This window comes from Salinicoccus siamensis, from assembly GCF_042429615.1.
GTDB classification, from domain to species: Bacteria; Bacillota; Bacilli; order Staphylococcales; family Salinicoccaceae; genus Salinicoccus; species Salinicoccus siamensis.
In genome coordinates this window covers 1-20,887 of the sequence record NZ_JBHMAH010000012.1, presented here as the reverse complement: position 1 = coordinate 20,887, position 20,887 = coordinate 1, and the positions used below count along the sequence as shown (strand labels likewise).

Annotated in this window: 19 protein-coding genes; 5 read left to right on the top strand and 14 right to left on the bottom strand. The window is 45.0% G+C overall.

The genetic code is table 11. The annotated features are described in order from the left end of the window. Positions 1-10: 10 nt before the first annotated feature. Complete coding sequence (locus ACFFLE_RS05475) at positions 11-1,276, bottom strand: peptidoglycan bridge formation glycyltransferase FemA/FemB family protein (RefSeq protein WP_380570144.1); 1,266 nt, start codon at positions 1,274-1,276, stop codon at positions 11-13. Between the two features lie 60 nt (positions 1,277-1,336). Here ACFFLE_RS05475 and ACFFLE_RS05470 point away from each other — a divergent pair, with 60 nt between their 5' ends. Continuing rightward, positions 1,337-1,582, top strand: coding sequence for a hypothetical protein (locus tag ACFFLE_RS05470; protein ID WP_344701616.1), 246 nt, complete (start codon positions 1,337-1,339; stop codon positions 1,580-1,582). Here the strand turns inward: ACFFLE_RS05470 and ACFFLE_RS05465 are convergent. The 12 genes from ACFFLE_RS05465 to ACFFLE_RS05410 form a co-directional block, all read right to left on the bottom strand. Beyond that, positions 1,567-2,253 carry a VOC family protein gene (locus tag ACFFLE_RS05465; protein WP_380570143.1) on the bottom strand — a complete coding sequence of 229 codons (687 nt, stop codon included), beginning with the start codon at positions 2,251-2,253 and terminating at the stop codon, positions 1,567-1,569. The two genes, ACFFLE_RS05470 and ACFFLE_RS05465, sit on opposite strands and share 16 nt — an antisense overlap. A 97-nt stretch (positions 2,254-2,350) precedes the next feature. Next, positions 2,351-3,520 (bottom strand): ABC transporter ATP-binding protein, encoded by a 1,170-nt coding sequence (locus ACFFLE_RS05460; protein WP_380570142.1) that lies wholly within the window; start codon positions 3,518-3,520, stop codon positions 2,351-2,353. Positions 3,521-3,532: 12 nt separating this feature from the next. Next, on the bottom strand, positions 3,533-4,501 hold the full coding sequence (locus ACFFLE_RS05455; protein ID WP_380570141.1) for a sugar phosphate isomerase/epimerase family protein: 969 nt from the start codon (positions 4,499-4,501) through the stop codon (positions 3,533-3,535). A gap of 11 nt (positions 4,502-4,512) precedes the next feature. Continuing rightward, entirely contained in the window at positions 4,513-5,544 is a 1,032-nt protein-coding gene (locus ACFFLE_RS05450) for a Gfo/Idh/MocA family protein (RefSeq protein ID WP_380570140.1), read from the bottom strand. Between the two features lie 9 nt (positions 5,545-5,553). Beyond that, positions 5,554-6,579, bottom strand: a complete 1,026-nt coding sequence (locus ACFFLE_RS05445) for a Gfo/Idh/MocA family protein (protein WP_380570139.1) — start codon at positions 6,577-6,579, stop codon at positions 5,554-5,556. Further along, positions 6,572-7,294, bottom strand: a complete 723-nt coding sequence (locus tag ACFFLE_RS05440) for a ThuA domain-containing protein (RefSeq protein WP_380570138.1) — start codon at positions 7,292-7,294, stop codon at positions 6,572-6,574. Before ACFFLE_RS05440 ends, ACFFLE_RS05445 begins: the two co-directional genes overlap by 8 nt. Continuing rightward, on the bottom strand, positions 7,291-8,313 hold the full coding sequence (locus ACFFLE_RS05435) for a LacI family DNA-binding transcriptional regulator (protein WP_380570137.1): 1,023 nt from the start codon (positions 8,311-8,313) through the stop codon (positions 7,291-7,293). Before ACFFLE_RS05435 ends, ACFFLE_RS05440 begins: the two co-directional genes overlap by 4 nt. A 19-nt stretch (positions 8,314-8,332) precedes the next feature. Next, entirely contained in the window at positions 8,333-9,154 is an 822-nt protein-coding gene (locus tag ACFFLE_RS05430; RefSeq protein WP_380570136.1) for a carbohydrate ABC transporter permease, read from the bottom strand. After that, the gene (locus tag ACFFLE_RS05425) at positions 9,154-10,020 is read right to left on the bottom strand and encodes a carbohydrate ABC transporter permease (protein WP_380570135.1); all 867 of its coding nucleotides are present in this window, start codon (positions 10,018-10,020) and stop codon (positions 9,154-9,156) included. Before ACFFLE_RS05425 ends, ACFFLE_RS05430 begins: the two co-directional genes overlap by 1 nt. 56 nt (positions 10,021-10,076) lie before the next feature. Next, on the bottom strand, positions 10,077-11,381 hold the full coding sequence (locus ACFFLE_RS05420) for an ABC transporter substrate-binding protein (RefSeq protein ID WP_380570134.1): 1,305 nt from the start codon (positions 11,379-11,381) through the stop codon (positions 10,077-10,079). A gap of 197 nt (positions 11,382-11,578) precedes the next feature. Next, the gene (locus ACFFLE_RS05415; protein WP_380570133.1) at positions 11,579-12,610 is read right to left on the bottom strand and encodes a GTPase domain-containing protein; all 1,032 of its coding nucleotides are present in this window, start codon (positions 12,608-12,610) and stop codon (positions 11,579-11,581) included. A 13-nt stretch (positions 12,611-12,623) separates the two neighbouring features. Then, positions 12,624-13,466: a DUF368 domain-containing protein gene (locus ACFFLE_RS05410; protein ID WP_380570132.1), complete on the bottom strand. Its 843-nt coding sequence runs from the start codon at positions 13,464-13,466 to the stop codon at positions 12,624-12,626. A gap of 134 nt (positions 13,467-13,600) precedes the next feature. Between ACFFLE_RS05410 and ACFFLE_RS05405 the strand changes: the two genes are divergently transcribed. The 3 genes from ACFFLE_RS05405 to serA all read left to right on the top strand — a co-directional run bounded on the left by ACFFLE_RS05405 (position 13,601) and on the right by serA (position 17,507). Then, on the top strand, positions 13,601-14,659 hold the full coding sequence (locus ACFFLE_RS05405) for an AAA family ATPase (RefSeq protein ID WP_380570131.1): 1,059 nt from the start codon (positions 13,601-13,603) through the stop codon (positions 14,657-14,659). 120 nt (positions 14,660-14,779) lie between these two features. Further along, on the top strand, positions 14,780-15,928 hold the full coding sequence (locus tag ACFFLE_RS05400; RefSeq protein WP_380570130.1) for a pyridoxal-phosphate-dependent aminotransferase family protein: 1,149 nt from the start codon (positions 14,780-14,782) through the stop codon (positions 15,926-15,928). Continuing rightward, the gene (serA, locus tag ACFFLE_RS05395; RefSeq protein WP_380570129.1) at positions 15,915-17,507 is read left to right on the top strand and encodes a phosphoglycerate dehydrogenase; all 1,593 of its coding nucleotides are present in this window, start codon (positions 15,915-15,917) and stop codon (positions 17,505-17,507) included. Before ACFFLE_RS05400 ends, serA begins: the two co-directional genes overlap by 14 nt. Before the next feature lie 18 nt (positions 17,508-17,525). Here the strand turns inward: serA and ACFFLE_RS05390 are convergent, their stop codons facing one another. Beyond that, positions 17,526-18,641, bottom strand: coding sequence for an HAD family hydrolase (locus ACFFLE_RS05390; protein WP_380570128.1), 1,116 nt, complete (start codon positions 18,639-18,641; stop codon positions 17,526-17,528). Between the two features lie 369 nt (positions 18,642-19,010). Between ACFFLE_RS05390 and ACFFLE_RS05385 the strand changes: the two genes are divergently transcribed. Next, on the top strand, positions 19,011-20,678 hold the full coding sequence (locus tag ACFFLE_RS05385; RefSeq protein WP_380570127.1) for a Na/Pi cotransporter family protein: 1,668 nt from the start codon (positions 19,011-19,013) through the stop codon (positions 20,676-20,678). Positions 20,679-20,887: the final 209 nt, after the last annotated feature.

Sequence of the window (20,887 nt, the reverse complement as noted above, 5' to 3'; positions counted from 1 at the left end):
CAAGGGCAGCTTATTTTCTTTCTTTGAATGCTTTAATCTGCTGGTTCAATTTAACCTTTCCTTTTTGAAACAGTGGAACGCCCACTTCAGCCAATGTATAGAGTGGTCTATTGATCACATAGTCGAATTCGCCGACTTTCTCACTTACCTCCGTACCCCATACTTTCTTGAACTGCCATAAGCCGAAATGCCCTGAGTCTTGAGGCGGATCGACACTGACGCCACCAAAATCATAGGTCAGCGCTCCTACATCACGCGCGTACTTCATCATCTCATACTGCATATGATGATTTGGCAGATATTCCCTGTACAAGTCAGAGGAGGCCCCGTAGAGGTAGTACGCTTTATGTCCCGAATGTGCTAAAAGCGCACCGGATAAAATAATGCCTTCTGGATGATCATGGGCCATTTCTTCAATTTCCTGTTTCTGCTTCTCCAGTTTCTCCGCTCTGTTGGCAAGGTCTTTAAGTTGATTTTCCTTTTTGTTGCTGTCTTTCCTCTTCTGGGCTTTCTCCAGTTCTTTGGCTACCTTGCTGATATCAGAGTCAAGCGACGCGGATACGTCTTTTGGCACAAGTTTAACAAGGAACAATTCCATATGGCCGTTCTCATGCAAGTTATCATATAAGGACTCGAAATAAGTGATATCCCGGGTCAAGAAGCCATCTCTTTTCCCTGTGACTTTCATCAGTTCCACAAAAATCGGCAGATCCTCTCTCGTAGCTTTATATACCTTCGTCCCTTTTCTTATTGCGTTGCGCACTCTCGTCCGGTTATTCCTTTCGAAACTTCCAAGCAGATCTTCATCCGACTTATCGATTCGTGTCACCATTGTCTGCCTCGGCTGGATGTTATCTTTACTCATGCCGTCCTTTAACCCACGATGCCTGAATCCAATCTGCTTGAGGAATTCTATGGTCCCTCCATGTGTCTCAAGTGGTATATCGGGATCGATTTTCAGTACATAGGCCTTCTCTTCTTTGGCGATTTTCAATGCTTCTTCAAGCATGAATTCCACGAGTCCCTCATCATCATAATCACAGACGAACCCTCTTGAGGCATAGCACAACGTCTGCTTCAGTTTTGGCAGCCTTTTGAACATCAGTACCGCAGCGCCTACGGTCTGATCACCATCGCTGACCGCAAACCTTCTGGAGTACCATCCTGTCAGCCGCTTTGACTGTGCCCAGTCAGTCAGTTGAAGTAAATCGCCATTCGGGTGGTGTTCTATAAATTGATTGTGTTCTTCTTCGGTCAGATTGATTAGTTTAAGCATAATAATCTCCATTCGATTAAAATCTGATATAATAATTGCAAGAAAGGTGGTCCTTTATAAATGAGACAAGTCATTTTAATCCTACTTATCGTTCTCAACGCAATCAGCATGTTCCAATTGAATCAATATGGACATGGTGACCTCATCGCGCTAATGAGCATGAGGATAATACTTGGCGTTGTCACTGTTATGCTGAGCATTGCCTATATCCTTGTACGCGGTTCGAAGTCCCTTGTCATCCTGAGTGTGGTCACGGCGCTTTTAGCCTTGGGCCATCTGCTCATGATTCTTTATATAAATCTATAGTCCGCTCCCCTGTAGTGGGCTGAGGTGCCCTCCATTTCTATCTGTAGAGTAATTGAAGGTGCCCCGGTCTCCTTGAGGGAGACTGTAGTCCGAGAATCCAACTGGCCCTCCCACACGCCAACCACATCATAGAACGCTTCCCATCTCTTCAAATCCACTACATTGTTATGGATGACGATTTCCGGGGAGATGATTTCTTTTCCCATCGCCTCTATACGTGATAGCCGTATGTCGTCACTCTCTTCCCATTCTATAAAGAATGGAAATGTTTCAACATCATCCTTTATATAAAGTAATTTCCAACGGATGGTTTCACCTGCGGTCTCCCGTTCCATATCAACCGGACCTGATACGTTGAATCCTTTGGCACGGTATCGTTCTGCAAGCTGTTCAATTTTGTCGGTGTTTATCGCATACCTGATAAACCCTTCCTTGTAGCCTTTGTCCACAATGGTCCTGGCAAAGGACTCTGTTCCGTCCTCAAGATGGGTATTGAACTGCTTTTCATCGCTTATCGTCAAATACTCTATATATCTCAAATCAAAGTAAGACAGTGCATTTTCAGTACCGAAGGCAGGGTGCTCCCCACCTGAATGGATGGGCAGTACTCCTTCGGATTTTACAGCATCCAAATCATCTACATAGTGTATGATATGATCAAATTTAATCATCTTCTTCACCTCACTTCAACTATATCATAATACCATGGCATCAGATCGAATGAGCAAAAAAACAGTCCACTGAATATGGGTGGACTGTTTTTTGACCTTATGCCTCTATTACATTCGAAGTCTGATTTTTGGATGCCAAAGTCTTTTTTTCTTTCGCCCGATCGTCTTTTGTGACGATGCGCTGCTTAGTTTCCCAATCAAAGAAATGACCCTTGTTCATATCAAAAGCAAATTTGACGACATCACCCGGTGCCAGATTGTTCCGCGCATCTACACGAGAAATGAATTCCTGGCCTTCTAACTCTGAGTAGAGCATGATTTCTGATCCGAGCAGTTCACTCACCTTCACCTCCGCCTCGAAAGCAGTCGATAGACCGGATTCCACAAACACGGTCTCTTCCCTTACATCTTCGGGACGGATGCCGAATTTAATCGGTTGATTGTCGTATCCACCGTTAATGAGCATGCGGCGTTTCGCTTCAGGGATTTCTATTGTGGTATCTCCGATCATAAGCACGCCATCCCTCATCTCCGCATCAAATACATTCATTGCCGGAGAGCCGATGAATTGTGCCACGAAGACGTTCTCAGGGTAATCATATACTTCTTTCGGGGAGCCCACCTGCATGATGTCCCCTTCATTGAGGATGACGATTCTAGAGGCCATAGTAAGCGCTTCGGTCTGATCATGCGTCACATAGACGGTCGTAGTTTTGAGTCGTTTATGTAGCTTGATGATTTCAGCGCGCATCTGCACCCTCAGTTTTGCATCAAGGTTGGATAAAGGCTCATCCATCAGAAACACACTGGCTTCCCTGACAATCGCACGGCCAAGCGCCACACGTTGACGTTGGCCACCCGACAGTGCTTTTGGCTTACGGTCAAGATAATCTGTCAATCCCAGAATTGCCGCTGCTTCTTCCACACGCTTTTTAATTTCCGCCTTCGGGGTCTTGCGCAATTTGAGGCCGAACGCCATATTGTCGTAGACGCTCATGTGGGGATATAAGGCATAGTTCTGGAAGACCATCGCAATATCCCTGTTCTTTGGCTCGACATCATTCATTCGTTTATCGTCGATGTACAAATCTCCTCCTGAAATCTCCTCCAACCCTGCAATCATGCGCAACGTCGTCGACTTGCCGCATCCTGAAGGGCCGACCAGAACGATAAATTCCTCATCGTGTATATCCAGGTTGAAGTCATGGACGACTGTCGGGCCTTTGTCATATGTCTTTTGTATATTGCTGAGTTTTAGTTCTGCCATATTCCCACTCCTTTAAGCCCACCACATGTCAGTCGGCTTCTCTTTTATAATGACATTCTGCAGGTTCCTGACAGCAGTACGGAACCCTTCTTCTATAGACATCAACCCATCTTCGTGCTCAATGGAGACGACGTAGTCATAGTCATACATTCTGAGGGCACTCATCATATCAGCCCATTCATCCATACTGTGGCCGAGTCCGACACTCCTGAATGTCCAACTCCTATCTTTGATGCTACTGTATGGGTTCATGTCCAGGTAGCCGTACATATTAAGGTTGTCCTGATCGATATAGGTATCTTTCGCATGGAAATGATGAATGGCACTCCTACGACCCAGAATTTTAATGGCGGCTACTGGGTCGATGCCTTGCCACCACATATGACTCGGGTCAAGGTTCGCTCCGATATATTCATTCGTCGCGCGCCTCAGTTCAAGCATGGTGTGGGGGGAGTGCACCAGGAAACCACCGTGAAGCTCAAGCCCGATTTTGACACCCTTTGACTTTGCCAACTCCGCGATATCCTGCCAATAAGGAATCAATCTGTTTTCCCATTGCCACTTCTTTATTGCAGAGTATTCCTCCGGCCACGGCGTCACCGGCCAATTGACTGTCGTATCTGTTTCATTGCCTGCAGGCGTTCCGCTGAAAGTGTTCACGACAGGCACATCCATGAGTTCTGCAAGTTGTATGCTCTTTCTCAGATTCTCATCAGATTGCTTACGGAATGCTTCATCCGGCGATATTGGATTGCCATGGCAACTGAATGCGCTGATGATGATATTGCGCGAAGCGAACTTCTCCATATACTCGGCTCGCAACTCTTCAGATTCGAGCAATGCATCAACATCGCAATGTGCATTTCCCGGATAGCCGCCTGTTCCTATTTCAACCGCTTCAAGTCCTGATGCTTCGATGTACTCCAACATTTCCTCAAGCTCCATGTTCTGGAACAGAGGATTGAATACTCCTAGTTTCATCCGTTAGCCTCCTAAAGTCTGATACTGCGCTGTTCTTTCGAGCTCAAGTATATTGCTTCGATGATTTTCGATACTTCTTTCGCCTCTTCTGAAGCCACTGTCAAGGGGGTCCCGTATTTGACAGCCGAAATGAAATCTTCAGCTTGAAGCCGGCTGAATGTTTCGTCGACTTTGATATAATCAATCCTCATAGTCGTCATAAGGTCTTCATCAGCCTGGTTGACTTGCATGTTGAATACATCAAGCCCCGCTTTTGTGCCAGAGATGCTTATATGATTCTCATCTTCAGGAATATTCGCTGCCCAACTTGTTTCAAAGAGCATAGTGGCACCGTTGTTGAAGCGGATGAATGCACTGACGTGGTCCTCCACTTCGAAAGTATCCCGATTGAAGTGCCCCCATTCATTGACAGTGTTTGTACGACTCAGATGGTTATAGGTGGTACTCGACACTTCCACTGGCTTGACATCCCCCATAAGATACATGGCCATATCAAGCAGATGGCATCCATAGTCGATCAGAGCACCTCCACCCTGCAGATCATAATTGGTGAACACACCCCATCCCGGGACTTTCCGCCGTCTTAATCCGCGCACACGTACCACCAATGGATCCCCGATCATTCCACGTTCAATTACTTTCTTGGATGCAATGGCTTCTTTCATATAGCGGTAATGGTAAGCAATGTGAAGCCTTACACCATTGCGTTTTTCCGCTTCAATCATGGCATTGCATTCCTCGGTCGTCATGGCCATCGGTTTTTCGCACAGTACATGTTTTCCGTTATCCATCGCGTCTATACTAAGCTCGGCATGGAATTTATTCGGGGTGCAAATGACTATGGCATCAACGTGTGGATACATATCTTCAATTTCGGCGAAGACACCGGGGATCCCCAGTTCTTCTGCTACCTTCTCTGCCCGTTTTATATCCACATCATGAACAGCGGCAATCTCCACTTCATCAAATGTTCTGAAGGTTGGTATATGGCGCCCTGTAGCTATCCCACCTACCCCGATGAAACCCAATCTGATTTTAGTCATGTTCAGCACCTATTCCTCCATCATAATCTTTTTGGTCCGGTCCGATTCAAAAGCCGCCAAAATGATTTCTACGGATTTCTTTGCATCATCAGCAGTCACTGGCACCCGCTCATCCATTACAAGTGCTTCGATGAATGCATCCATCACAAATGATTTCTTTGCTTGCCCTTCCTCATCATTCGTCTGGATGCCTCCGTAGTTTTCCTGTACAACTGTGCCGTCTCGTCCTGTGAATACAAAAGAATGTTTCTCGTCGCCAAGGAGATGCAGCACTCCTTTTTCACCATATATCGTCGTGGAGTTATCCTCCAATCCATAAAAGGACCAGCTTGCCTGAAGTGTGCCGACGGCATTGGACGCTGTCCGCAGGATACATACTGCATTATCATCGACATCCGAGAAACTTTTCGCTTCCTTGGAGATCAATCCACCTACCTCAACGATTTCTTCGTCTAAAATGTAGCGGATCAGATCTGCCTTGTGCACCCCAAGGTCCCCCATTGCGCCCATACCCGCTTCGTCCTCCTTGAAGAACCAACTTTCCTTTCCATCTACGCTCCACTCTTCGGGTCCCGGATGACCGAACGTCGTACGAAAGGCATAGACCTTTCCGAGTTTTCCTGTGGCTACATAATCACGTGCCACCTGATGCTCTTTTATCAACCGCTGATTATGGCCGATCATCAATTGTCTGCCTGACTCTTTTTCTGCTGCAATCATACGGTCCATCTCTTCAGTAGATAGCCCCATAGGTTTTTCGCATAGAACGTGCTTACCCGCTTTCAGGGCAGCAATGGAAATTTCGGCATGTAGGTGATTAGGCACCGTGACACTTACAGCATCGACGGAATCATCTTCTAAAAGGTCCTGATACTTTTCGTAGGATTTTCCTCCATATATCTTCTGTTGTGCCTCCGCACGCGAGACTACACGGTCGCAAAAGGCTGTCAGCTTTACATTATCGTTCTCTTCATATTCAGCGATATGCCGCTTTACACCGATACTGCCGCAACCGATAATGCCAACATTAATCATGTTCATTCTCCTTTATCTCTTCCAGTGGTTCGGAATTTCCGTAATGATGTTTCCTGCCATGTCCGCTTCCTGCCCAAACGACACCATTTTTGATGACTGTCTGAACGTTTTCGTTATAGTACGTCGGATGTGTTTCATGACCTGGGCGGAAATAGAATATTTTGCCGTTCCCTCTTTTGAACGTGCATGCGCTTCTGAAGACTTCTCCGCCTTCGAACCAACTGAGCATTATCAACTCCTCGGGGGTTGGAATATCGAAGTGCTCACCGTACATCTCTTCTGCTGGCAGTTCGAAATACTCTCCCAGACCTTCCACAATCGGATGGGTTGGATCTACCACCCAAAGACGCTCCTTTTCCCCAGCTTCACGCCACTTCAAATCGCACGAGGTCCCCATCAAAAGCTTGAATGGTTTTGAGAAATGAGCAGAGTGCAGCACCACCAGACCCATGCCGTCCCAGACGCGCTGGCGTACTTTATCAGCCACTTCATCGGACACTTCGTCATGGGCTTTGTGCCCCCACCATATAAGGACATCAGTGTTGTCCAGCACTTCATCAGTCAATCCGTTTTCAGGCTCGTCCAGTGTAGCCGTCTTCACTTCGTGGTCTCCCAGAAAACTGGCTATCTGATTATGGATGCCTTCCGGGTAGACACGCTCTACAACTTCCGACTCTCTTTCATGACGGTATTCATTCCAAACTGTTACCTTCATCCTTTATCCTCCTCCTTTTTCGTCGATTGGCGTTCTATGATACGTGTCGGTACAGTAATATTGCGTTTTAGTCTGTTGTCATCCTTTATCAGCATGATTACTTCGTTACTTGCCTCTTTCCCCAATTCCTTGGGATATATGTCCACGACTGTCTGGGGAGGTGCTGCAAACTTGGTTAGAGGTGATTCACTGAAAGTGGCTGTCGCCACATCCTCTGGTATCCGAATCTGCATTTGATACAGCCGGGAGATGATCCGTGCATTCAATACCCCATCGAGTGTAAGAAGTGCTTGCGGTGGTGTGTGGTCAAAGAGATCAACCAGCATCCTTTCAATAGAAGACTCATCCTTGTCGCATTGCACGACTTTGCATTTACTGCTTAGCCCGTTAGCTGCCATCGCCTGTTCAAAACCGGCTATCCTATCTTGGGAAACAGCGAAAACCTCATTATCGACCACCATGACGATATCTTCATAACCTTCATCAATCAACAACTCCGTCATCTCTTTTGCAGCCTGTACATTATCATTATCGACATGGATGGCATCACCGCTGTTCATTACATCTTTTCCGATGACTACGAACGGGAAGTTGATAGTCATCAAATAATCCATGATGGCGTCCCGCTCTTTCGAGTACAGTAGGATGAAGCCATCTACCTGCCTGGAGTTCACCAGTTCCCTCACTTCCTCAAGCAGTCTCATATCGTTGTCTTCAACCGTCGTAAGTGTGGAAAACCCCTTGTCTCGGCATGTATCAGACACACCTAGGCTCACTTCCGAATAGAATGGGTTCAAATTCACTTCGTAGACTCCACTCTTTAGTATAAGACCGATTGTATTCGATTGATTGGTCACCAGATTACGCGCCGCGATATTTGGAGTATAGCCAATCTCCTCCATTATCTTTCTAACCCTTTTCTTCGTTTCCCGACTTATACCTTTATGGTCTTTGATCACTCTCGATACCGTAGACGGTGATACTCCGGCGATCTTTGCCACATCTTTTATTGTAGCCATTTAGTGCTGTCCTCCTGCTCTATTTCACTGCCCCATCTGAAACGCCTTTGATGATATGCTTTTGGGCAATAAAGTATCCGATGATTACTGGGATGATTGAAATCGTCAGACCAGCCAATGCTAGCGTCCACTGTTTAGTATATTGACCAAAGAATAAAAATAATTTAAGCGGTATGGTCTCATCACCTTTTCCTAATACAAGACTCGGAAGGAGGAAATCATTCCAGATCCAAATTACATTCAGTATAGCTACCGTCACGCCAATTGGACGTAGCAACGGAAAAATGACATGCCAAAATGTTTGCCATTTAGTGGCCCCATCAATCTTTGCGGCTTCGTCCAATGATAAAGGAATGTTTTTGAGCGCTCCGTGATAAAGGAATAGCGAGAGCCCTGAACCAAAGCCGATATACATGATGATCAATCCCCATTTATTTAAACTCTGGAGATCACTGAAGACCTTAACAAGTGGAATCATCACGGATTGAAATGGGATGAGCATAGAGGCGACAAACAGGAAGAAGATGATGCCGCTCACTTTACTTTTATTTCTTGATAATGCATATGCGGCCATCGCAGAGAAGAAAACAATGCAGACAATGCTCAGTGACGTAATGAGAAAGGAATTGAAGAAAGTCCTTAAGAAATCAAGCTCCTGGAACGCTTCCACAAAATTTGAGAATACCGGTTCTTTTGGGGGCGCCAATACATTTCCGAACATCTCCCTTTTAGTTTTGAACGCATTCACCAACATGATATAGAAAGGGGAGAGCCAAAGAAGCGCGAGTAGAATGCCTATGATTTCAAGAGTGATACGACCTTTAGACTTATTCTTCTTCATTACATCTCCACCTCTTTCTTCTTATTGTAATAAACTTGTGTCAGACTCAGAATGGCTACAATTATAAAGAATATGACTGCTTTTGCCTGGGCGAGGCCCATCGTATTCATCGCGAATGCAGTGTCTACAATATCCATGGCTATCATTTTCGTGGAACCACCCGGCCCTCCTCCTGTGAGGGACAAGTTCTGATCATATATTTTGAACGCTCCTGAGAGTGTCAAAAACATGCTCACTGTAAACGCTGGCGCTACAAGGGGCATTACGACATTCTTAAGCTTCTGGAAATAACTTGCCCCATCCATATCCGCTGCTTCAAGCAGTTCATCGGGGAGGCTCTGCAGATATGCGATATAGATAATCATGATGTAGCCCGCCATCTGCCATACATGAAGGATCACCAGGCCCCAAAAGCCGGTAGCAGGGGTTGCAAGCCAACCCTGCAGCATTTCAACCCCCATCGCGTCACCCAGAGCATTAAATATATTCGTAAATATGAACTGCCATATGAAGCCCAGAATCAATCCTCCAATAAGATTTGGCATGAAAAAGATGGTTCTGAGGAAGTTTTTGGACTTTATGTAGCTTGTTACTATAAGTGCCAATGAGAAGCCAACGATATTTATAATGATTACCGTAACGATGGCGTATTTAAAGGTGAACCATAGAGCGCTCAAGAATGTGGGGTCCGAGAGTAGACTTTTATAGTTCTCAAATCCTGTGAAGATCGGTATCTGTGCCATATCCCCGGACCATTCTGTGAGGGAGTAGTAGATGCCCCAGACGAATGGTATGACGACAACAATGAGGAGGGCTGCTAAAACCGGCGCGATAAACACCCAGTACATGATATTTCTAGTCTTCATATATACACCTCTTTTAAGAAATGATGGAGCAATATGATCGCTCCATCATTTAAATACTATCTATTCTCTTCCCAATACTTCTGAGAATTCTCCATGGCTTCTTCCCAAGTAATTTCATCTGATATATACTGCTGTACATTATTACCGTAGACATCTTCTGAAAATCCTGTCGGATATCCGAGGAATACCCAACCACTGGTGTTGCCCTCTTCAGAGTATCGATAGATCTCCTCCGAGAGAGGGTCAGAGATCTGACTTGTGTCATAGCCTTCATACGCCGGGATGAAATTAAACTCATTCAACACTATATCCATACCAGCTTCTGAAGTATACATCCAGTCTAGAAATTCAACAGCGGCTTTTTGGACTTCATCTTCAGCTCCTGAATTTACTACCCAGTACTGGGGAACGCCTACTGGCATTTTGGATTCTCCGTCTACAGGAATAGGAATAATTCCAGAATTCTCAGCAACTTCAGGTGCAATCTGCTCGATAGATGGATAGGCCCAGTTGCCTTGCTGGATCATCGCCACTTTTTCCATTGAATAGAGTGCTTCTACTTGTTGTGAATAATCCAGGCTCAAAACCGGTTGTTCTGAATAATTGACCTGCATATCAATATAATTCTTCAATTCTTCTGATAGTTCGAATTCCACTGTATCTGCTTCGAAAGCTTCAGTGACACTGTCATTGAACTCAGGTGCCAGGAAAGAACTGCTGGAATGGTTCCCGTAGACCCATCTTTCTTTACCAGGGAACGCAAAGACTGCTTCCAGTCCCAATTCTTCCTTCATGCCATCAAGCTCCTCCACTGCGCCCTGAAGATCTTCCATAGTCTTCAATTCATCTGGATTGATGCCCGCTTCTTCAAGGATTGCTTTGTTGTAGATCAATCCGTAACCTTCCAGATTATACGGGAGACCATATACTTGATCATCTACCGTCACAGCATCGAGTGTGCCTTCGAGTGCAGTATCGGCCGCTTTTGAATCTTCTATTGGTGCAATGCGATCTTTATGGTCTTCATAGTCCTGAGGACCGCCTATATTGAATATATCCGGCTCATTCCCAGAGGCGATTTTAGACTTCAATGTTGCGCCGTAGTCATTTCCACCACCGACGGTCTCGACATTGATCTTGACATTTGGATTTTCTTCTACGTACTGTGCCACCATTTCTTCAAATTGTTCCTTGAATTCTACTTTGAACTGATAGAGGTCGATTGTGACTTCGCCGCCTTCCTCACTGTCCTGCTCGTTGCCGCTACTTGCCGTCCCACCGGCATCGCCACTATTTCCACAGGCACCTAAGACCAGAACCGTAGCCACCAGAAATATGTAGCCCCATTTGAATTTCCTCATTCAGCTTCCCCCTTCATATGTAAGCGTTAACAAACGCTCTTATATCAATATTAATTTTTCTGATAATAATTGTCAATGCTCATTTTGCAAACGATTGCATTAAATTGATACGCTCATAGAAAGTTTTTATGGAGGTGCGAAGAAATTTCTATGCAAACGATTGTCGCAAAAAAATACACCAGCAAATGCCGGTGTATTTAGCGGTGGTATTTTATGACTTCGCGCGCAAAATCATTCATGTCCCCCGCGTATCCGAAAGTCCCTTTTAGGACCGGATAGATGTTTTTGATTCCCATTTCACCCAGTGAAGATACAATGAACGTCACCACGTTTAATTTACGCATTTTGAATACCGCGCTGAATAATGACGTAAGGTGAGTGATGTAGTCTGCTGGACTCTTCTTATCAGTGTCTTCCGCTTTTGCGCGGTTGATGTGATCGACTGCTCTTGGTATTTCGCGGCCAATGACATCGGCATCAGCCTTACTGACTTGATAATGGTCTTCGGTCATCTCTTCAATCGACTTATATGACCGGTTCAATATGATGTCTTTGAAGCTTGGCGAAAGGAGCTTCTTCGCCAATGTATTCATCTTGCGGGTCAGGAACTTCTCCAGATACCCTGCACTTTTAGCCCTCTTATCAAAAAGTGCATCCTTCTCCTCGAATACGGATGATATCGTCTGTTCCAGTTCATGGATGCCGACATCGTCCTTAACACTGACAAATTGGTAATGAAGCGGCTGGTCGAGATGCTTCTTGAAGGTGACATGCAGCTCAGTATCCTTGTCGTTCATCAGTGTTTTTTGCAGTCGCTCGCCGCTTACATCAATCAAGGTGTCGCTTTTATTGTAGACGAAGGTGATGCGTACTCCTTTTTTCGCCAAGTACCGGATCACCGCTTCATCCGCTTCTCTTATCTTGGAGGAAAAGACATACAGTACATGTTTTATCCCTGTTTTTGAAATCAGTTTTTTGTACTGTTTTGGGGAATACTCTGTAGTACCGACGCCCGGGAAGTCCAATATCTCACCTTTATCCCCAAAGGGATAGGCACTTACCTCACGTGTGGCATCAGTCTGTGTCGAGACGGCTGAATCCATTCCTGTCAGACGATTGACGAGTGCGCTTTTTCCGGCATCAACCTGGCCAATTATCGCAATACGATAATCTAAAGTGCTTTTGATATATTCATGATAGGACTCCAGCAAAGGATGTTCTTTCTCCATGCCTATTCACCTCCTAAACGCCATCTTCATTTCTTGATCCCATGTATAGGCTGATGATGAATCCGATAAATGCTGTTATGACCGTTACAATCCATGCGCCAATAGTGTCAGGCAGCCCTGGATATATTGCGAATACAGAGCCCGTCACAAGCCCCAAAATCATTGCATAAGTCAAGTAGGTATAATGTCTGAGCATATATTGTATGATTCTGCTTGCTGCAAGCAGCCCCAATACGATGCCGATGCCCACAGCGATGACGACCGGCAGTATGCTGAAGTTCAGATCCAGAAGTTCACTGATTGAGAATATGACGACCGAATAAGAGCCGAGTATCAATAGTACCAATGATCCCGATATCCCCGGCAACAACATGGTGGTGGACGCGAGCAGACCACTTGCGAACATCTTCAACAGCAAGGGACCAGTGATGACAATTTCCGTAACAGGTGCGCCTTCTCCCCTGGCCATACCCGTTATGAACAACACCGCGACCGCAGCTAGGAAGATGAGGTAATGAGCCGTACGGAATTCAACCTTATAGTTTGAAATCCTCAGCAGCATCGGCACCACACCCAATACTAAACCGATGAAAAACCAGTGGGTAGGTACGGTATGCGCCTTCAACAAATAATCAATCAATGAAGACAGCGTTACAATGGCTATACCCATGCCGACCACAAGCGGAACCAGAAACAAGATTGCTTTTTTATAGTCCTTTGATACTATCCTTGAGATGGCTCCTAAAAACTGGTCATATATGCCGAGGAGCAAGGCCATGGTGCCGCTGCTGACACCGGGTATGAGTTCACATGTACCCATCAGAAACCCTTTAAATATATTTATCCATCTTATCATTTCATTATCCCTCTACTTTTCATTTTGACATACTGATTGTAGCATAAATGGGATTACGGCCGCCTGATGATTTGATAAACAAATTTTATACTGATATAACTATTTTAACACTGAAACAGTTAGGAGCTAGTTCAATGAGAGATTTAGGCATCTATTTTGGCACTTTCGCCCCTTGTCACGTTGGTCACTTCGAACAGGTCATACGTGCAAAACGTGAAAACCGGCATGCATTCGTAATCGTCAGTGGATATGAAGGGGACCGGGGTCAAGAACACGAAATGACGCTCGACAATCGTGTTAAGGCAATGCGGCAACTGCTTACCCCGGATGACAATGTAACCATCCTTAAACTTGATGAAACAGATATACCAAGATACCCCCATGGATGGCGCTCTTGGTTGGATCGGTTATCCGATATCATCAGTCAGGAAGAAGCCACCCTTCCATTTAAAGTCGATAGCTTAACCTTTTATGCGGGTGAACAGGAGTATCTCGAACCGTTGAAGTCATTTTTTGAAGCTGAACGCCCAAACTCAGCCATCCATATCACCATGGTAGACCGTAAAATATTAGGCATCAGCGGTACCAGTATACGCGAAGAGCCTATTTTGAATTGGGATTATGTAACACGGCCTTTCAGAAAGTTCTTTGTTCAGAATGTGTTGATACTTGGTGCACCGGGGACGGGCAAAACCTCGCTCGTCCAAGATCTGGCGCGCAGATACTCCACCAGTCATTCGACGGAATATGCTAAAAGTTACCTGATGGAACAGCGCCTTCATAAGGATGAACTCGATGTTAAAGATTTTCATTCAATCGGCATTGGTCAATTTGAAAACAACAAACAGCGTATCCATTCGACAGGGACAAGAAAAGTATTTTTTGCTGACACCGATGTAATGTACACTAAAGTGAACATGAAGATACGTGCCGACGGCGAGGAATTCAATCGTCTGAAGTCGGTGTTCGACTATTATATCCATCTCCAGCACTGGTCGCTGATCTTGCTGCTCCCGCCAGAAGACCCTCATGATGCGACTAAGCATCGCATACACTCAATGCTGTGGGATGAAATCAACAAAAACGAGCTCTCTTCAATCACCCATGTTTTGGATGGAGATTCCTACCGCGATAGATACCAAAAAGCACATTCCCTCGTCGACGGGCTACTACAGGATGGTAAAGATAATTGAAACGACATTATTTTTTAGTGATGAAGGGCATTTGAAATAACGAATATCTTCATAATTTATGTAAAATACTGAAAAATTTGATACTATAGATTTACTATATGCCATGGAGGCTGATAATGCATGGAGCCTAAACTGCTTCTTACACCTGGACCTACACCTATTCCACCTGAAGTGTCACAAGCCATGTCGCAAGGAATGATCGGACACCGCTCTTCGGATTTTACAGAGCTGATGCAGCATGTACAATCCAATATTGGGGAGGTCTTCGGTTCCAAATATCCAGTCGCAGTGCTTACTTCCAGCGGAACCAGCGCACTTGAAACTGCCATGATCAACCTTGTCGGAAAAGATGAATCGATCATTATTATAGCCAGCGGTGCATTCGGTGATCGCTTCAAAAGTATCGCCAAAGCCCACCCATTCCACGTACATGTATATGAAGTGCCCTGGGGGGAGGGGGTCGACATTCAGGAATTTGAAGCTTTCCTAAACAGTAAGTCTGATATCAAAGCCGTCTTCAGCCAGGCATGTGAAACTTCAACTGCAGTTCTGCATCCAATCGGGAAAATTGGCAGGATAGTTAAAAACTATGATCCATCCACCCTCTTTATAGTGGATGGCGTGAGCGCTGTAGGTGGCACCCCTTTCAATCTCGAGGCGCAATCCATAGACTGCCTGGTGACCGGCAGTCAGAAAGCTTTGATGCTTCCGCCGGGCATCGCCTTTGTCACCATGAATGAAGCAGCGAGAGTACGGGCCTCACAAAACAGACTGCCAAGATTTTATCTGGATATCAACCAATACTTCTCTGCCTTGGAAAAGCACTCCACCCCCTTCACGCCGGCTGTATCTCTTATGCAGGGGCTGGACAAGGTGCTGTCCATCTATAAAGAAGAGGGGATGGATAAGATCTTTGCCCGCCATATGAAAATGAAGGACATGATCCGAGCCGGACTCACAGCCCTTGACCTCGAACTTCTGGTCGAAGAAGCATATGCCTCTCCAACTGTTACAGCATTTAAAGGAGAAGAAGCAGAATTATCCCATATAAAAGACACCCTTCAAAAAGAATATGGCATCTCCATAGCTGGTGGCCAGAAGCAATTAAAAGGGAAAATCCTTAGGATCGGCCATATGGGTTATATGTTCCCTAAAGATATGCTCACCGTCCTTGCAGCCCTTGAATCTATATTGACCCGATACCGCAATAAGAACTACTACGGCACAGCATTGACTGCCGCACAGGAGGCCTACCATGAATCAATTTAAAGTGCTTGTACTAGACCCGGTAAATGAAGAAGGTTTAAAAGAACTCGTCGATCATCCCAACTATGGAGTCGATGTCCATATTGGTCTTGCTGAAGAAGAAATTTTGAATATCGTACATGGTTACCAAGCCCTTATCGTCCGCAGCCAGACGCAGATTACTGAAACAATCATTCAATATGCACGCAACCTGAAGGTGATTGCCCGTGCCGGGGCTGGCGTTGATAACATTGATGTCGATGCCGCCACAAAATATGGGGTCATCGTCATCAACGCCCCTGATGGCAATACAATATCCGCGACAGAGCACACAATGGCCATGATGCTCGCGTTGACACGCCAGATTCCAGCTGCACACAAAGCGCTTTCTGAAGGCAAGTGGGACCGTAAGAAGTACAAGGGTACAGAAATGTACGGAAAAGTGCTTGGAATAATCGGCGTAGGCAAAATTGGCTTTGGCGTCGCTAAAAGGGCGCAGAGCTTTGGTATGCGGGTTATTGCATTCGACCCTTACCTTTCTGATGAGAAAGCACAAGAAGCGGAGATAGAAAAAATGGAAGTTGAAGAAATTGCTTCAAACGCCGATTTTTTGACTGTACATACTCCTCTTACTCCTCAAACAACAGGTATAGTTGGAGAATCCTTTTTTGCCCGTGCAAAACCCGGGCTTAAAATCGTAAATGTCGCGCGTGGAGGCATCATCGATGAAACTGCATTGCTGAGTGCCTTGGACGAAGGTAAAATCGAAGGCGCAGCCCTCGATGTCTTCGAAGAGGAACCCCCCTCTAATAAAAAGCTTCTTGGACATCCACGCATCGTAGTCACCCCACATCTGGGTGCTTCGACTGTAGAAGCCCAGGAAAAAGTCGCAACAAGCGTTTCCCGGGAAATCATTGATATTTTGGAGAACGATACAGTCATCCATGCCGTGAACGCACCGAGGATGGGGGACACCATCAATGATGAGCTTAAACCTTACATCAATATTGCCACCCATATGGGTGGTGTTGCCATTCAACTGATGAACCGCCCTCCATCAGAAGTGAAGCTGAAGTACCATGGGGAATTGGCTTTGGACGATACCAGCCTCTTAACGCGCTCATTTGTCGCGAACATGTTAAAACCCCATTTGGGGGAGACCGTCAACATCATCAATGCACTCTACCTCCTTCAAGAGCAAGACGTCACCTACAAGGTCGAGAAGAGGGGCAAGGCACATGGATACAGTAATTACCTTGAAGTAGAACTCCTTAATGGAGAAGAGTCGCTCACCCTTGGGGCCAGCGTACTCAATGGTTATGGTGAGCGCATCGTCAAAATAAACGATTTCCAAGTCGATATAAAACCCACTAATCATCTCCTATTCATAAACCATCTGGACCGTCCGGGGATCATCGGTGAAATGGGAATCACTTTAGGCAGATACAACGTGAATATCGCCTCAATGCAACTTGGCCGGACTGATGCCGGAGGGTCTGCACTCCTCTCCCTCTCACTTGACCAGAGTGTCAATCAAGAGGCTATGGATGAACTCGGGCAGATCGAAGGGTTCCATAACTTGAAACAAGTAGATTTGTCATAGCAAGAGAAAAGCCATCACTTAAGCGTGATGGCTTTTTAAAATGATTTCTTCAACATCAAGCACTGTCCCGGTCATTTGGGACTCATCTACCCCAAGGGCCTTAAAAGTGGGAATCACTTCACGTCCCGTCAGACCTGTTAAAGTCGCAACGAATCCGGCGCCAATCGCTTCGGCACAATAATAATCCGCAACAGAATCTCCCACAATGATCACAGTATCATCGACATTATTCTTCTTGTTTACCGCATCGAAAAAATGATTTTCGTCATGGCCATAAAGTGTCCATAAGTAACTGTATGGATGCGGTTTTGCCAGAGATATCCCTACACCTTCAACTGCTTCTGCAGCCAGCACTTCAGATGCTGTAGAAATTTTGTTGCTTCTGAAAATATCCATCAAACGCTCCTGATTGAAAGGGATTAACGTCTCCTGACGTGGTCTTCCTGTAGCCACTCCAATCTCAACACCTGCGTCTAGAAGTCTGTTCAGCATGCCCCGGATCTCTTCTGGCGGTACAATCCATTCTTCATCGTGAATGAATCCGGTTTTATCCATTTCCTCCGCTTCAATTCCAGTTGAAGTTTTGACGTCCCTGCTCCCCAAATACCACTCTTGATATTTATACTGGCCTGTCCTCCAAATGGACCCGGATATACCGAATGCTGATACGTCTTCAACACCCAGATGTTCTTTTGCATATTCCTGCAAAGCATCAAAGGTGGTATCTTTTTTGAACCCTTCCTTTTGTAGGAAGGCCAGTACCTTGGAATAATCAGGACGCCCGGACCCTAGCATCTCACCCATCCCTTGGAGGTCTGAAAGGTCTATGTTTGATAGATTGATGCCGGCTTTTTCAATCAGATCTATATATACAATAGAGAAAGTGATGAACAGCATATCCCAGTTGGAATTCAATCCCATCTGTTTAAAGCGGCTCAAAACTGCATCGTCGATGAATATTTCATTACGTATCTGTTTAATCTGATGATCATCATAATCCGTCTTGAATTCTTGTTGGTCAAGGTTAAGGTACCTTGGGCTATAAAGCATTTCATGGATCGCAAGTGCTGATACATCAAAGCACCTTTCCTCACTTAAAAACACCCCATCTACATCAAACAATACAACAGTCACAATTTATCCTCCCCGTCTCTATTCAGATGATATAAGATTAAGTTTCTCATATCATCAAGTAGTTGTCGACGATACTTCAGATGATCTGAATAGTCTCCATCATTATAGCTTTACCTTTAGTAAAAGTATAATTTAAGATACCATATACACGTGAGTATTTTTCCTAGTTTGAATATTGGCTATATTGACTTTTAATAGGATGAATTCGCGCTTCCCTTCAAATGCAAGATTTTAACTCAGGTTAATTTTTTTATCCTAATGCATTTTAATATCTTTCATTTTATAATGTAAGGCGTAACCACAAATGGGTCAGCACTCTTAAAAGAAAAAACTTTGTAAGGTACTATGTACCTGGTTGGAGGAATAATTATGGAACTCAGTCCGGTGGAAGTCATCTTCCTATTCGCAGGCGGACTTGGTATTTTTCTTTACGGCATCAAACAGATGGGTGACGGCTTACAAGCTTCAGCCGGAGACAGGCTACGGGAGATACTCAACCGCATGACTTCAAATCCTATAAAAGGTATCCTCGCTGGTATAATCGTTACAATCTTGATTCAAACCAGTACGGGGACCACAGTTTTGACCATCGGCCTGGTATCAGCAGGTTTCATGACATTGCGTCAATCCATCGGTGTCATAATGGGAGCTAACATAGGGACGACAGTTACAGCATTTATCATCGGATTGAAGATCGGTGATTACGCCTTGCCTATTCTTGCAGTGGGCGCTTTCCTTATCTTCTTTCTGAAAAACAACCCTAAAGCACATAATATCGGACGGATACTTTTCGGATTTGGTGCTTTATTCTATGGGCTTGACCTGATGGGGCAGGGAATGAAACCATTGGCGGAATACCCATGGTTTACAGACCTCATGATCGACATGTCATCCAATTCGCTCCTCGGTATAACAGTAGGAACAGTATTGACGGTCATCGTACAGAGTTCGAGTGCCACTATCGGTATTTTACAAAGTTTATTCAGCAATGATCTGATTGATCTAAGTGCAGCATTGCCGGTACTGCTCGGGGATAACTTAGGGACAACTATTACAGCTGTACTTGCCGCACTCGTCGGTTCTATTGCAGCAAAAAGAGCTGCCGCTGTGCATGTTATATTCAACTTGATTGGGGCAGCAATATTTCTGATCATCATGCCGCTCTTTATCGGCTTGGTATCTTACTTGCAGTCATTGCTCCAACTGAATCCGGAAATGACGATTGCATTTGCCCACGGCTTCTTCAACGTCTCCAACACGCTTATCCAGCTGCCATTCATTGCCATCCTTGCCTGGATTGTAACCCGCATCGTACCGGGCCGGGACTTTTCCGAGGATTACAAACCGAACCATCTTGACCCACTATTGTTGAAGCGGTCTCCAGGTCTCGCTTTGCAAGGTGCCCAAAAGGAAGTTCAGAACCTTGGAAACCTCACAATAAGCATACTGGATGACGCGAAAAAATTCAGTGAAAATAATGATCCAAAGATGTATAAGCAGATCAAAGAAAAAGTAAACGTAGTTGATACACTTCAAGATGCACTCAGAAAATATCTGATAGATGCATCCAAGTACGACATTTCCCCTGAAGATGCAGAGCGGCAATCAACGCTGCTTGAAGTAACCCGCATCTTCTACAAGGCGACAGATCAGATCAATGACTATACAGACCTTTACAACAAAAAGTTCCGTGAAAAGATCATTCTGACCGAGCCGGCACAAGAGGGCTTGGAAGATCTATTCAAACATGTCTATAAATCTTACAGCAAGGCTGTCCAATCGCTCGATATATACAGCCCACAAGATCTCGAGGAAGTCATCAGACTCAGCCAGAAATCCTATAAGATCGAGAACAAACTTAGAAAGCAGCACGTCAAGCGTCTGAACAAAGGGCTATGTTCAACTGATGGTGGCCTATTATATGTAGACCTGATCAGTACTTTAGAACGTATAGGGTATAATGCACGCAATATTTCTGAAACAAATCTTAATGATGACGTTGAAGATTTGGCGGAAGATTTTACAATCTTTGAATAGAATAAACGCACACCAGCAAAAGTCGGTGTGCGTTTTTATTTTATATTCTCCCTTTTAGCAGCGCATGCCAATACATGAATGGCAGCATATCCTTTTTGAATTTATAGAAAACCCTTTTATTATCAGACTGATCTAAAAACGCGAATTTCAAGTTTAACTTAGCCACCCGGGGATCATCCCAATCCAGAGTTTGTGAAACCACGCTGGTG

Coding starts and splice junctions, on each gene's coding strand:
- ACFFLE_RS05420 (WP_380570134.1), bottom strand. CDS start 11,381: ATGAGGAAATTCAAATGGGGCTACATATTTCTGGTGGCTACGGTTCTG.
- ACFFLE_RS05400 (WP_380570130.1), top strand. CDS start 14,780: ATGGAGCCTAAACTGCTTCTTACACCTGGACCTACACCTATTCCACCT.
- ACFFLE_RS05470 (WP_344701616.1), top strand. CDS start 1,337: ATGAGACAAGTCATTTTAATCCTACTTATCGTTCTCAACGCAATCAGC.
- ACFFLE_RS05415 (WP_380570133.1), bottom strand. CDS start 12,610: ATGGAGAAAGAACATCCTTTGCTGGAGTCCTATCATGAATATATCAAA.
- ACFFLE_RS05465 (WP_380570143.1), bottom strand. CDS start 2,253: ATGATTAAATTTGATCATATCATACACTATGTAGATGATTTGGATGCT.
- ACFFLE_RS05430 (WP_380570136.1), bottom strand. CDS start 9,154: ATGAAGAAGAATAAGTCTAAAGGTCGTATCACTCTTGAAATCATAGGC.
- ACFFLE_RS05435 (WP_380570137.1), bottom strand. CDS start 8,313: ATGGCTACAATAAAAGATGTGGCAAAGATCGCCGGAGTATCACCGTCT.
- ACFFLE_RS05440 (WP_380570138.1), bottom strand. CDS start 7,294: ATGAAGGTAACAGTTTGGAATGAATACCGTCATGAAAGAGAGTCGGAA.
- ACFFLE_RS05405 (WP_380570131.1), top strand. CDS start 13,601: ATGAGAGATTTAGGCATCTATTTTGGCACTTTCGCCCCTTGTCACGTT.
- ACFFLE_RS05475 (WP_380570144.1), bottom strand. CDS start 1,276: ATGCTTAAACTAATCAATCTGACCGAAGAAGAACACAATCAATTTATA.
- ACFFLE_RS05460 (WP_380570142.1), bottom strand. CDS start 3,520: ATGGCAGAACTAAAACTCAGCAATATACAAAAGACATATGACAAAGGC.
- serA (WP_380570129.1), top strand. CDS start 15,915: ATGAATCAATTTAAAGTGCTTGTACTAGACCCGGTAAATGAAGAAGGT.
- ACFFLE_RS05385 (WP_380570127.1), top strand. CDS start 19,011: ATGGAACTCAGTCCGGTGGAAGTCATCTTCCTATTCGCAGGCGGACTT.
- ACFFLE_RS05455 (WP_380570141.1), bottom strand. CDS start 4,501: ATGAAACTAGGAGTATTCAATCCTCTGTTCCAGAACATGGAGCTTGAG.
- ACFFLE_RS05445 (WP_380570139.1), bottom strand. CDS start 6,579: ATGATTAATGTTGGCATTATCGGTTGCGGCAGTATCGGTGTAAAGCGG.
- ACFFLE_RS05450 (WP_380570140.1), bottom strand. CDS start 5,544: ATGACTAAAATCAGATTGGGTTTCATCGGGGTAGGTGGGATAGCTACA.
- ACFFLE_RS05410 (WP_380570132.1), bottom strand. CDS start 13,466: ATGATAAGATGGATAAATATATTTAAAGGGTTTCTGATGGGTACATGT.
- ACFFLE_RS05425 (WP_380570135.1), bottom strand. CDS start 10,020: ATGAAGACTAGAAATATCATGTACTGGGTGTTTATCGCGCCGGTTTTA.